At 69.8% G+C, this 12811-nt stretch carries 12 protein-coding genes; 6 read left to right on the top strand and 6 right to left on the bottom strand.

Annotated features, from left to right (window positions below; translation table 11 throughout):
- Positions 1-48: 48 nt before the first annotated feature.
- From OG579_RS05100 to OG579_RS05080, 5 genes are read right to left on the bottom strand one after another with little or no spacing between them, the layout of a single operon-like run.
- Complete coding sequence (locus tag OG579_RS05100) at positions 49-792, bottom strand: sirohydrochlorin chelatase (RefSeq protein WP_328858316.1); 744 nt, start codon at positions 790-792, stop codon at positions 49-51.
- Positions 789-2123: a sulfate adenylyltransferase subunit 1 gene (locus OG579_RS05095; RefSeq protein WP_328858315.1), complete on the bottom strand. Its 1335-nt coding sequence runs from the start codon at positions 2121-2123 to the stop codon at positions 789-791. Before OG579_RS05095 ends, OG579_RS05100 begins: the two co-directional genes overlap by 4 nt.
- Positions 2123-3091 (bottom strand): sulfate adenylyltransferase subunit CysD, encoded by a 969-nt coding sequence (gene cysD / locus OG579_RS05090; RefSeq protein WP_045823178.1) that lies wholly within the window; start codon positions 3089-3091, stop codon positions 2123-2125. The genes OG579_RS05095 and cysD overlap by 1 nt, the downstream gene beginning before the upstream one ends.
- The gene (locus OG579_RS05085; protein WP_045823177.1) at positions 3088-3819 is read right to left on the bottom strand and encodes a phosphoadenylyl-sulfate reductase; all 732 of its coding nucleotides are present in this window, start codon (positions 3817-3819) and stop codon (positions 3088-3090) included. Before OG579_RS05085 ends, cysD begins: the two co-directional genes overlap by 4 nt.
- Positions 3816-5522, bottom strand: a complete 1707-nt coding sequence (locus OG579_RS05080; protein ID WP_328858314.1) for a nitrite/sulfite reductase — start codon at positions 5520-5522, stop codon at positions 3816-3818. Before OG579_RS05080 ends, OG579_RS05085 begins: the two co-directional genes overlap by 4 nt.
- Positions 5523-5923: 401 nt before the next feature.
- Between OG579_RS05080 and hemW the strand changes: the two genes are divergently transcribed.
- A complete protein-coding gene (gene hemW / locus OG579_RS05075) occupies positions 5924-7156 on the top strand; it encodes a radical SAM family heme chaperone HemW (protein ID WP_328858313.1) in 1233 nt (410 codons plus the stop codon).
- Here hemW and OG579_RS05070 read toward each other — a convergent pair.
- Positions 7050-7589: a type II toxin-antitoxin system VapB family antitoxin gene (locus OG579_RS05070; protein WP_328858312.1), complete on the bottom strand. Its 540-nt coding sequence runs from the start codon at positions 7587-7589 to the stop codon at positions 7050-7052. The two genes, hemW and OG579_RS05070, sit on opposite strands and share 107 nt — an antisense overlap.
- Positions 7590-7747: 158 nt before the next feature.
- Between OG579_RS05070 and hrcA the strand changes: the two genes are divergently transcribed.
- From hrcA to OG579_RS05045, 5 genes are all read left to right on the top strand, one after another.
- Positions 7748-8782, top strand: a complete 1035-nt coding sequence (hrcA, locus tag OG579_RS05065; protein ID WP_045823343.1) for a heat-inducible transcriptional repressor HrcA — start codon at positions 7748-7750, stop codon at positions 8780-8782.
- Positions 8783-8850: 68 nt separating this feature from the next.
- Positions 8851-10002 (top strand): molecular chaperone DnaJ, encoded by a 1152-nt coding sequence (gene dnaJ / locus OG579_RS05060; RefSeq protein ID WP_328858311.1) that lies wholly within the window; start codon positions 8851-8853, stop codon positions 10000-10002.
- 27 nt (positions 10003-10029) lie between these two features.
- On the top strand, positions 10030-10785 hold the full coding sequence (locus OG579_RS05055) for a 16S rRNA (uracil(1498)-N(3))-methyltransferase (RefSeq protein WP_328858310.1): 756 nt from the start codon (positions 10030-10032) through the stop codon (positions 10783-10785).
- The gene (locus tag OG579_RS05050; RefSeq protein WP_045823342.1) at positions 10782-11588 is read left to right on the top strand and encodes an alpha/beta hydrolase family protein; all 807 of its coding nucleotides are present in this window, start codon (positions 10782-10784) and stop codon (positions 11586-11588) included. Before OG579_RS05055 ends, OG579_RS05050 begins: the two co-directional genes overlap by 4 nt.
- Positions 11589-11812: 224 nt before the next feature.
- The gene (locus tag OG579_RS05045; RefSeq protein WP_082080220.1) at positions 11813-12808 is read left to right on the top strand and encodes a PhoH family protein; all 996 of its coding nucleotides are present in this window, start codon (positions 11813-11815) and stop codon (positions 12806-12808) included.
- The last annotated feature ends 3 nt before the right edge of the window (positions 12809-12811 follow it).

Here is a 12811-nt window from a genome sequence, read left to right as displayed (position 1 = left end):
CCACCGTCCGCGCCGAACCTGAGCGCAGCCCGAGTGTTCCGACCGGAATCAGCTGAGGCTTTGCCCAGGATTCCCGGTGGCCGCGGCGCGGTAGCGGTCGCAGATGGTGTCGATCAGTCCCGGATGCGCGCCGATCGGTTCGGCGATCGCGACACCGACCGTCAGGTCGGCCAGGGCCTTCTCGACCCGATCGGTGAGTGTTCCCGCAGACAGGAAGTACGGGCCCACCACGATCCGGCGGGCACCCGTCGCCTCGAGGCGATCGACGGCTTCGCGCAGGTACCGGGCCTCGGGACCCAGACGCGTGGCGAACAGTGGTTCGACACCGCGGCATGCGACACGCTCGGCCAGATCTGCCGCGACCGCGTAGAACTGGGCGTCGGCATCGCGATCGCGGCTCCCCACGGCGCACAGCACGACACCGTCGTCAGGGGCCAGACCCGCCGCGTGCAGTCGGTCGGCGAGCGCGGTGAGAAGTCGCGGGTCGGACCCCAGCGGCGGTGCCTGGGTGAACCTCACCTCCGGACGCCGACCGCGCTCGGCATCGAGCGCGACGGGCAGATCGACGGTTGTGTGGAACGCGGCCGAGAACAACAACGGGACGACTACCACGTGCGGCCCGGCCACCTCCGCGAGCACCTCGGCCACCGACGGCTCGTCGAGATCGAGGAACCCCAGGTGGACGTCGGTCCCGGGCAGCGCCGCGCCGACGGCGTCGGTGACCTCGCGCGCGGTGACGGCGAAACGGGGGTCTCGACTGCCGTGCGCGGCGAGGACGAGCGCGTCGGTCACGCCAGGGCGGACAGGTGCAGCGGTGCCAGTGCGTCGCCCACGAGACCGGCGGCGAGGGTGTTGCCGCCCTGCGGATCGATCAGCAGGAAGCTGCCGGTCTCGCGGTTGACGAGATAGTCGTCGGCCGCGACCGGAGCGGCCGTCTGCACGGTGATCCGCCCGATCTGGTTGAGCTCGAGGCGTTCCGGGCTGTCGTGCACCGACAGATCCTGCTCGTCGAACAGCGCGTCGAGGGACCCGACGATCGCCGGCGTCGACAGTGTCCCGTGCTTGAGCAGCAGACGAGCGCCCGGCGCCAGCGGCTTGTCACCGAGCCAGCACACCGTCGCGGTGAACGACGAGATCGGTTCGGGCGCATCGGCGACCGCGGCGATGATGTCACCGCGCGAGATGTCGATGTCGTCGGCGAGCAGCACCGTGATGCTGCGACCGGTGTGGGCCGACTCGAGCGATCCGTCGGCGGTGTCGATTCCCGACACCGTGGTGCGGATGCCCGACGGCAGCACCACGACCTCGTCGCCGACGGCCACGCGACCGGCGGCGACCTGACCCGCGTATCCCCGGTAGTCGAGGTACTCGGCGGTGCGGGGACGGATGACGTACTGCACGGGGAACCGGAAGCCCACCGGCGCACGGTCGGCCACGTTCGGTACCGACTCGAGGTGCTCGATGAGGGTCGGGCCGCTGTAGAAGTCGGTCAGCGCCGACCGGTGGGCGACGTTGTCGCCCCGCAGGGCCGAGACCGGGATGGCCTGCACGTCCGCCTCGTCCCATCCGAGGGTGCCGGTGAGTCGGGCGAACTCGGCGCTGATCTCGGCGAACACCGTGGCCGCGTCGTCGACGAGGTCGATCTTGTTGACCGCCAACACCAGTCGGGGAACCCCGAGCAGTGCCATGACGGCGGCGTGGCGTCGCGTCTGGGCGACGACCCCGGTGCGCGCGTCGACCAGCAGGATCACCAGCTGTGCGGTCGACGCGCCCGACACGGTGTTGCGGGTGTACTGCACGTGACCGGGGGTGTCGGCCAGCACGAACGACCGTCGCGGCGTGGCGAAGTAGCGGTAGGCCACGTCGATGGTGATGCCCTGCTCGCGTTCGGCGCGGAGGCCATCGACCAGCAGCGACAGGTCAGGGGTGTCGAGTCCCTTGTCCACCGAGGCGCGTGTGACCGCGTCGATCTGATCGGCCAGAACCGATTTGGTGTCGAACAGCAGGCGGCCGACGAGTGTCGACTTGCCGTCGTCGACGCTGCCCGCGGTCGCGATGCGCAGCAGATCGGAGTTCTCGACGTGCCCGCCGGTGGTGTCGGCGGGGGAGGCGGTGGTGGTCATCAGAAGTAGCCCTCACGCTTTCGGTCTTCCATGGCCGCCTCGGAGACGCGGTCGTCGCCACGGGTGGCGCCGCGCTCGGTGAGCCGGGAGGCCGCGACCTCGGCGAGGACGGCGTCGTTGTCGGCGGCGTCGGAGAGTACCGCGCCGGTCGTGGAGCCGTCGCCGACGGTGCGGTAGCGCACCGAGAGTCGTTGCAGCTCTTCGCCGTCGCGGGGCCCGCCCCACGGCCCGGGGGTCATCCACATGCCGTCACGCTCGAAGACGTCACGCTCGTGCGCGTAGTAGATGCCGGGGAGCAGCACCTGCTCGCGGGCGATGTAGCGCCACACGTCGAGTTCGGTCCAGTTCGACAGCGGGAACACGCGGACGTGCTCGCCGGGGGCGTGCTTGCCGTTGTAGAGGTTCCACAGCTCCGGTCGCTGGCGCTTGGGGTCCCACTGCCCGAAGGCGTTGCGCAGCGAGAAGATCCGCTCCTTGGCCCGCGACCGTTCCTCGTCGCGACGCCCGCCGCCGAACACCGCGTCGAAACGGTGGTCGTTGATGGCGTCGAGCAGGGGGACGGTCTGCAGGGGGTTGCGGACGCCGTCGGCCCGCTCGGTCAGGCGGCCGTCGGCGAGGTAGTCCTCGACGCTCGCCACGTGCAGGCGCAGGTTGTGGCGCGCGACCACCTCGTCGCGGAACGCGAGGACCTCGGGAAGGTTGTGCCCGGTGTCGACGTGCAGCAGCGAGAACGGGACCGGGGCCGGCCAGAACGCCTTGATCGCCACGTGCAGCAGGACCGTCGAGTCCTTGCCGCCGGAGAACAGGATCACCGGACGCTCGAACTCGCCGGCGACCTCACGGAAGATGTGGATCGCCTCGGACTCCAGCGCGTCGAGGGTGCTGAACTGCTCCCCGTCGTGGAGCGACGGTGTCGTCGGAGTGCCGCCCAGCGACGGTGTCGTCGGTGTGCTCTGCTCGATGGTCATGAGGCGTGCAACCCACATTCGGTCTTGGAGCGGCCGGCCCAGCGGCCGCTGCGGGGATCGGAACCGGGCGCGGGTTTCGCCGTGCACGGCGCGCACCCGATCGACGGGTACCCCTCGTCGACAAGGGGGTTCACCAGCACGCCGCGCCGGTCGATGTAGTCCTGCATCTGCTCGTCGGTCCACGCCGCGATCGGGTTGATCTTCACCAGACCGAAGCCCTCGTCGAACGAGATCAGCGGCGCGTTCGCGCGGGTGGGTGACTCCACCCGTCGGATACCGGTCACCCAGGCGCTGTAGTTCGACAGCTGACGCTGCAGCGGGACCACCTTGCGCAACCGGCAGCATTCTCCCGGATCGGAGGCGAACAGGTTGCGCCCCAACAGCTCGTCCTGCTCGGCGACGGTCTGCTCGGGGGTGACGTTGACGATCTCGACGCCGTAGACCTGCTCGACGGCGTCACGGGTGCCGAGGGTCTCGGCGAAGTGGTAGCCGGTGTCGAGGAAGAGCACCTTGAGCTTCTCGTGATCGAGCGAGGCGGGATCGATCGCGTCGACCGCGAGGTCGACCAGCGCGGCGTCCTGCATGTTCGACGCGACCACGAAATCGGTGCCGAAGGTCTCGGCGGTCCAGCGCAACAGCTCCTCGGGGGTCGCGTCGGGCCCGAGGTCACGGGCGCCGGACTCGGCGAGTTCGCGCAGATGCGCCTCGATGCGTACGGCAGTACTCATCGCAGATCCTCCTCCTGGGCCCGAAGGGTCCACTCCGCGAAGCGTTCCCCCTCCGAGCGGTGTTTGACGAAATTGCGCACCACACGGTCGACGTAGTCACCGAGCTCACCGGTGGGGACCTTGTGCTGACGGACCTTGCGGCCGAAACCCGCGTCCTGGCCGAGACTTCCGCCCAGGTGGACCTGGAAACCCTCGACGTGGTCGCCGTTGTCGTCCTCGATCAACATGCCCTTGAAGCCGATGTCGGCGATCTGGGCGCGCGCGCACGAGTTGGGGCAGCCGTTGATGTTGATCGTGACGGGGACATCGAGCTGGGCGTCGATGTCGGCGAGCCGCTCCTCGAGCTCCGGCACGAGTTTCTGGGAACGCTTGCGGGTCTCGGTGAACGACAGCTTGCAGAACTCGATGCCCGAGCACGCGATGAGGTTGCGGCGCCAGCGCGACGGCCGTCCGTCGAGGCCATGGGCGGCCAGCTCCTCGATGAGCCCGTCGACGTGCTCGTCGGCGACGTCGAGGACGACGAGCTTCTGGTAGGGGGTGAAACGGATACGGTCGGAACCGATCCGGGCCGCGGCGTCGGCGACCGCGGTCAGCGTCGAGCCCGAGACGCGTCCGGCGATGGCCGCGAACCCGACGGCGTTGAGCCCGTTCTTGAGTCGCTGCACGCCGACGTGGTCGCGCGGGGCGGTCAGCGGCGCGGGAGCGGGTCCGTCGATCAGCTTCCGGCCGAGGTACTCGTCCTCGAGGACCTGGCGGAACTTCTCCATGCCCCAGTCCTTGAGGAGGAACTTCAGGCGTGCCTTGGCGCGCAGACGCCGGTACCCGTAGTCGCGGAACAGCGAGACGACGCCCTGCCACACGTCGGGCACCTCGTCGAGCGGGATCCAGGCACCGACCCGTTGGGCCAGCATCGGATTCGTCGACAGTCCGCCACCGACCCAGAGGTCGAGACCAGGACCGTGCTCGGGGTGCTCGACCCCGATGAATGCGATGTCGTTGATCTCGTGGGCGACGTCCTGCAGGCCCGAGATGGCGGTCTTGAACTTGCGGGGGAGGTTCGAGTAGGCGGGGTCGCCGATGTAGCGCCGTACGATCTCGTCGATCGCCTCGGTGGGGTCGAGCACCTCGTCGATCGCCTCACCGGCGAGCGGGGACCCGAGGACGACACGCGGGCAGTCTCCGCAGGCCTCGGTGGTCTGCAGGCCGACGGCCTCAAGGCGGTTCCAGATGGTGGGGACGTCCTCGATGCGGATCCAGTGGTACTGGACGTTCTCGCGGTCGGAGAGGTCGGCGGTGTCGCGGGCGAACTCGGTGGAGATCTCACCGATGGTGCGCAGCTGCTCGGCGGACAGGGCGCCCTTGTCGCAGCGCACCCGCATCATGAAATGGCTGTCCTCGAGCAGGTCGAGGTTCTCGTCGCCGGTCCACGTGCCGTCGTAGCCCTGCGCACGTTGCGTGTAGAGACCCCACCAGCGGAAACGCCCGCGCAGGTCGCTCTTGTCGATCGACTCGAACCCGCGCAGCGCGTAGATGTTCTCGATGCGGGCGCGGACGTTGAGCGGGTTGTCGTCCTTCTTGGACTGCTCGTTGGCGTTCAGCGGCTCGCGGTACCCGAGCTTCCACTGGCCCTCGGCGCGACGTTTGACGGGACGGGCACGCCGCGCGGGCGCGTCGGGTCCGGTGGCGGGGGGTGTCGGGGTCATCGAGTGGCTCCTGGAAATGGTCGCGGTGCTCCGCTCGACATGCGAGCACCCACGGGGTGGCGGGTCACGGAGGACCCATCGACGTTTCGCGTGGCTCGGCGCAGGGAGCGATCGGGTGAGATCGCGGACAGACTGCGGGCGTGACGCGTCAGGGGAGACAGAAAGCGCTGCACACGCGCTTGAGATCGATGTGGCGCCGTTCGGCCAGCCACACCCCGGGGAAGATCACGGTCGCCATAGTGCCACGGCCCTCCTCACGGCGTCTACTTGGGACTATTTGGATTCACGGTGAGCGCAACTCGAGATGCTCGACCGATCGGCACAGCGGTGTCCTCTGTGCCAACGCCATGCGTGATGCCGGTCATTCCCCGCCGGAGAGGGATGATGGGGACGTGGCCGTGATGACGAGGGACGAGACGGGCGCGACGAGAGGCGAGTCGGGGGCGCAGGACCTGGTCGTCCCCGCCTGCGATCCGGCGACGCCGCTGGGTCTCTACATCCACGTCCCGTTCTGTGCGACACGGTGCGGGTACTGCGACTTCAACACCTACACCGCCGGTGAACTGGGATCGGACTCGTCGCCGGACACCTGGCACGCCGCCATCGCCACCGAGCTCGCACTCGCCGCGGCCGCGATGACCCCCACCCGACCGATCTCGACGGTGTTCGTCGGCGGCGGGACACCCTCCCTGCTGGGCGCGGCCGGACTGGCCTCGGTGCTCGACGCCGTCCGCGATCACTTCGACCTCCTCCCGGGTGCGGAGATCACCACGGAGTCCAACCCCGAGTCGACGTCGCCGCGGTTCTTCGACGGGTTGCTCACCGCCGGGTTCACCCGCGTGTCCCTCGGGATGCAGTCGGCCGCACCGCATGTGCTGGCCACGTTGGATCGGGTGCACACACCGGGCCGTGCGGTCGACGCAGCGCGCGAGGCGGCCGCGGCGGGCTTCGCCCACGTCAATCTCGACGTGATCTACGGCACGCCGGGGGAGTCCGACGCCGATCTCGACGCGACCCTCGACGCGGTGCTCGCCGCCGGGGTCGATCACGTGTCGGCCTACGCCCTGATCGTCGAGGACGGCACGGCGATGGCCCGACGCGTCCGGCGCGGCGAGCTGCCCGCACCCGACGACGACGTGCTCGCCGACCGCTACGAGGCCATCGACGCCCGACTCCACGCCGCCGGCATGGAGTGGTACGAGGTGTCGAACTGGGCGCAAGCCGGCGATCCGCAGGCGCGGTGTCGCCACAACATCGGCTACTGGGACAGCGCCGACTGGTGGGGCATCGGTCCCGGCGCACACTCGCACGTCGGCGGGGTGCGGTGGTCGACGGTGAGACATCCGGGGCGCCACGCGTCGACGCTGGCGGCCGGTCGGCTGCCGGTGGCCGCGGTCGAGGTGCTCGACGAGACCGAGAAGCACACCGAGCGCGTGATGCTCGCGATCCGTCGCGACTCGGGATTGCCCCTGTCCGAACTCGACGCCGCCGAGCGGGCGCGGGCCCTCGAGACCGTCGAGGCGGGACTCACCGTGCTCGTGAGCGATCGGCTCGGGGGCGATCGGGTGGTGCTGTCCAACCGTGGGCGTCTGCTCGCGGACGGGGTGGTCCGTCAGGTGCTGACGGATCCATAGCCGGGTCGGTGGGGGCGTCGACGGACCCGGTGTCGGCCGGCGCCGCGAGGATGGGCGCCGTGGTCGCGGTGGCGTCCACGGGTTCGCCGTCGGCGGTGCGCGCGGGTGGTGCGGTCTCGGTCACCGCGTCCATCCTGAGGGCGTCGAGATCGAGCAGCCGGGCGTGGATGACGTGGCGGTTGCGCAACGCCGAGCGCACCGCGCGGTGCAGCCCGTCCTCGAGGTACATCTCGCCCTGCCACCGCACGGCGTGGGCGAACAGGTCGCCGTAGAACGTGCTGTCCTCCGACAACAACTTGTCCAGCGCGAGGGCGGTGGTGACCGTCGTGAGCTGGTCGAGGCGGAACTGTCTCGGCGGGATCTGTGCCCAGTCACGCATCGACAGCCCGTGGTCGGGATACGGCTTGCCGTTGCGTACGCCCTTGAAGATCACGCCACCACCGTAGGCGTCGCGAGGACCGTTCGGGCGGGTCGGTCACCGGGAGCTGTTTCCTCCGTAAACTGGACTCCCGGCCACACCGTGGTCGACGGACACGACCGCGACCCACCACCGCAGACCACGGGTCTGCACGAGTCATGGAGGTGATCACCTTGTCCAGCACCGACGAACGCCGTTTCGAGGTCCTGCGCGCGATCGTCACCGACTACGTGGCGACCCAGGAGCCGATCGGCTCGAAGGCCCTCGTGGAGCGACACCACCTCGGGGTGTCGAGCGCGACGATCCGCAACGACATGGCCGTGCTCGAGGCCGAGGGGTACATCGCCCAACCGCACACCAGCTCCGGTCGGGTGCCGACGGACAAGGGCTATCGCCTCTTCGTCGACCGGATCTCGGAGGTCAAACCGCTCTCGAGCGTGGAGCGACGCGCCATCCTGAGCTTCCTCGACACCGGCGTCGACCTCGACGACGTGCTGCGACGGTCGGTGCGGCTGCTGGCCCAGCTGACACGACAGGTCGCGGTGATCCAGTACCCGGTGCTGTCCACGGCGACGGTCCGTCACCTCGAGGTGGTCGCGTTGACCCCGTCGCGTCTGCTGCTGGTGGTGATCACCGACACCGGTCGCGTCGAGCAACGGATGGTCGACGTCCCCGAGGACATCGGTGACGAGGAGATCGTGCGCCTGCGCGACATGTTCTCCGCGGCGTTGCACGGTCAACGACTCGAGGTCGCCTCTCACGCGGTCGCCGAACTGGCGAACTCCGCGCCCGACGATCTGCGTCAGGCCGTGATCCGGATGGCCTCGGTGCTCGTGGAGACCCTCGTCGAACGCTCCGACGACCGCCTCGTGCTCGGCGGGACCTCGAACCTCGCCCGCTCGGCGGCGGACTTCACCCCGGTCCAGGGGTCGATGGACTCGGTCCTCGAGGCGCTCGAGGAACAGGTGGTCGTCCTCAAACTGCTCGCGGCGACCCAGCTGCCCGGCACGGTCACCGTGCAGATCGGCGAGGAGACGAACACCGCCAACCTGCGTGGCGCCGCCGTCGTGTCCACGGGGTACGGTGCCTCGGGCACCGTTTTCGGTGGTCTGGGGGTTCTGGGCCCCACACGCATGGACTACCCGGGAACCATTGCGTCGGTCGCCGCCGTTGCCAGATATGTCGGTGAGGTCCTCGCCGAGCGCTGACTCGCTCGGCGACGGGACCGCGAGACCACCCGAAGAACGATTCGAACGAGTGAAGGACACCGCTGCGCGTGGCACGTGACTACTACGGGACCCTGGGCGTCGCCCCGGGTTCCAGTGATTCCGAGATCAAGCGCGCCTACCGGAAGCTGGCGCGCGAACTGCACCCCGACGTCAACCCCGACGAGGCCGCCCAGCAGCGGTTCGCCGAGGTGTCGACCGCGTACGAGGTCCTGTCGGACCCGGAGAAGCGTCGCATCGTCGACGCCGGCGGGGACCCGCTCGCCACCGCCGGTTTCGGCGGTGGGTTCGGTGGGGGCTTCGGGGGCGGTGGCCTCGGCGACGTGTTCGAGGCGTTCTTCGGCGCCGGCGCCGGTGGCGGTGGTCGCGGCCCCCGCGGTCGGGTGCAGCCCGGCTCGGACGCACTGCTGCGGATGCAGCTCGATCTCGACGAGTGTGCCGCCGGTGTGAGCAAGGAGGTCACCGTCGACACCGCCGTGCTGTGCGACGTGTGCAAGGGCTCCGGTGGCCACGACGGCAGCAAACCGGTGAACTGCGACACCTGCAAGGGCGCCGGCGAGATCCAGTCGGTGCAGCGGTCGTTCCTCGGCCAGGTCATGACCTCGCGGCCGTGTCCCACCTGCGGCGGCACCGGCCAGACCATCCCCGACCCGTGCCGCAAGTGCGCGGGCGACGGGCGTGTCCGCTCACGTCGGACCATGACGGTCAAGATCCCCGCCGGTGTCGGCGAGGGGATGCGGGTGCGTCTGCAGGGTCAGGGCGAGGTCGGCCCCGGCGGCGGCCCCGCCGGCGACCTCTACGTCGAGGTCGTCCAGAAGCCCCACGACGTCTTCGTCCGTGACGGTGATGACCTCCACTGCACCGTCAAGGTCCCCATGGTCGACGCCGCACTCGGCGCCAGCCTCGACATCGACACCGTCCTGGGCGGCACGGCGACGGTCACGGTCGAGCCGGGCACCCAGCCCGGACAGGTCACGCGCATCAAGGGCCAGGGCATGCCGCACCTGCACACCGGGGTGCGGGGCTCGGTGCACGTCCACCTCGACGTGGTGGTCCCGACCCGTCTCGACCACAAGCAGACCCAGAAGCTCAAGCAGTACAAAGAGGTCGCGACGCACGAGCATCTCGAACTCGTCGACTCGCAGTCGGCCACCAACGGCGGTCTGTTCTCCCGCCTCCGCAACGCTTTCGCGGGCCGCTGACCCGCCGCCGATGACACCGCGCCGACGATGACGCCGCCGCTGTTCTGGATCGACGAGGTCCCGGCCGTCGGCGCACTCGCCGACCTGACCGGGACCGAGGGCCACCATGCGGTGACCGTCACGCGGACCGTCGCCGGCGATCGCATCACCGTCGGTGACGGCGCCGGTACGGTGGCCGACTGCGAGGTGGTCGCCACCCTCGCCAAGGACCGCCTGCGCCTCACCGCGCTCGACCGCCGAGAGGTGCCGCGGCCGTCGCCGCTGGTGACCCTGGTGCAGGCGCTGCCGAAGTCGGATCGCTCCGAGCTCGCGGTCGAACTGGCCACCGAGGCGGGCGTCGACCGGGTGGTGGCGTGGCAGAGCGCGCGCTGCGTGAGCCGTTGGGTGGGGCCCCGGGAGGAGAAGGGCCTGCGGAAATGGCGCTCGGCGGCCGCGACCGCGGCCAAGCAGAGTCGGCGTGCGCACATCCCCGAGATCACCGGTGTCGCGCACACCGTCGACATCCGCGCGATCATCAGTGGGTCCATCGAATCCGGAGGAGTCGCTGTGGTCCTGCACGAGGGTGCTGTCGAGTCGTTGACCGCCGTCGGTGTCGCCGACGCGAGCGAGGTGATCGTGATCGTGGGGCCCGAGGGCGGGATCGACCCATCTGAGCTCGACGATTTCACCGCGCTCGGTGCGCTGTCGGTGCGGATGGGACCCGAGGTGCTGCGCACCTCGACCGCGGGCACCGTCGCCCTGGGCGCGATCGGTGCGATGTCGAGCCGGTGGGAGCGGTCGTGAACGGCGTACGGTCCACCGCCGCCGAGCGCGTCAAGATCGCCTACGGCGATCGCAACTCGCAGTTCGGACACCTGCACCTACCGACGGTCGCGCCGGTCGCCGCCGGCGAGGACCCGCCCCGGGTCCCGGTCGTGGTGATGGTGCACGGCGGCTACTGGTCGACCGATTTCGAACTCGTGGTCCAGACGCCCGTCGCGCGCGATCTCGCCGCCCGCGGTGCGATCGTGTGGAACATCGAGTACCGGCGGGTCGGCGAACCCGACGGCGGTTGGCCGCGAACGGGTTACGACGTCGTCAACGCCATCCGTGCGCTCGACGGGCCGGTGCGCGCAGCCCTGCCCGCCGACCTCGCGACCCGGGCCGATTTCGGGCGGGTCTCGGTGATCGGTCATTCCGCGGGTGGCCAGCTCGCGCTCTGGGCGGCGGCCCGGCTGCAGGCCCGCACCGATCGATCGACCATCAGCACCGTCGTCGTGCAGGCGCCCGCCTCCGACCTCGTGCGTGCCGGCACCGACGGGCACGCCGCGCTCGCGGCGTTCATCGGTGCCGAGTACGCCGCCACCCCTCACCGGTATCGCGACGCCTCACCGGCGCACCTGTCGCCGTTCCCCGCCCACGTCGCGGTGGTGCAGGGAGAACTCGACACCTCGGTGCCCCTGGAGATGTCGATGGCCTACGTGGACGGGGCGCGACGGGCGGGTCAGTCGGTCGAACTGGTCACCGTCGGCGGTGAGGGGCACGACTCCTTCATGGATCCGGCGAGCCGCTGCCACCGCGAGACGCTGCGACGCCTGGGCATCTGACGTGCCCCTTCCCGGCGACAGGGTCCGGTGCACGCGAGATGCGCGGACGAAATATCGACGCGAGATCCCACGTTCATCAGCGATAGAGTGAAGCAGCGCATGCCGCACCCCGACCGAGCCGTACCCGCGGTTCGCCGACGAGATGAGAGTTCCACTACGTGACCGATGCCCACACAGCCGGGAATGGTCCCCGCGCAGCCGCCGGACCGTCGGCGGAATCCAGTATGGAGGTGGCACCGGACGTCGTCATGGGGCTGCTCGGTACCGGCGACCGTAATCTGCGGGAGCTGGAGAAGCTCCTCGCGGCCGACGTCCACGTCCGCGGCAACCGGATCACCCTGCACGGTGCCCCGGCCGACGTCGCGACCGCCGAACGTGTCATCGCCGAACTGGTGTCGGTGGTGCGCCGCGGTACGGCGCTGAGCCCGGACCTGGTCCGACAGAGCGTGTCGATGCTCACCGACGGTTCGGGGGAGTCGCCCGCGGAGGTGCTGAGCCTCGACATCATCTCCCGGCGCGGCAAGTCGATCCGCCCGAAGACGGTGAACCAGAAGCGCTACGTCGACGCCATCGACGTCAACACGATCGTCTTCGGCATGGGTCCCGCCGGTACCGGCAAGACCTACCTCGCGATGGCGAAGGCCGTGCAGGCCCTGCAGACGAAGTCGGTCAGCCGCATCATCCTGACCCGTCCCGCGGTGGAGGCGGGCGAACGCCTCGGCTTCCTGCCCGGCACGCTGCACGACAAGATCGATCCATATCTGCGACCCCTGCACGATGCCTTGCACGACATGATGGATCCCGACGCGATCCCCAAGCTCATGGCGGCCGGGGTCATCGAGGTCGCGCCGCTGGCCTACATGCGCGGCCGCACCCTCAACGACGCGTTCATCATCCTCGACGAGGCCCAGAACACTACCGGCGAGCAGATGAAGATGTTCCTCACCCGCCTCGGCTTCGGGTCGAAGGTCGTGGTGACCGGTGACGTCACCCAGGTCGACCTGCCCGGCGGCGCCGAGAGCGGGTTGCGCGCCGCCAGTCGCATCCTCACCGACATCGACGACATCCACTTCGCGACGCTGACCAGCGCCGACGTCGTCCGACACCGCCTCGTCGCCGACATCGTCGACGCCTACGGTCGTTTCGAGGCGAATCAGGACATCGCACCCGGCGCCAACCGCGCGGGGCGTCGCGCCGCGGGCAACGGTCGGCGGTCGTGACCC

Source organism: Williamsia herbipolensis (assembly GCF_036153515.1).
Taxonomy (GTDB): Bacteria; Actinomycetota; Actinomycetes; order Mycobacteriales; family Mycobacteriaceae; genus Williamsia_A; species Williamsia_A herbipolensis.
The sequence above is the reverse complement of the archived record's forward strand: the minus strand, read 5'-3'. Positions and strand labels throughout refer to the sequence as shown.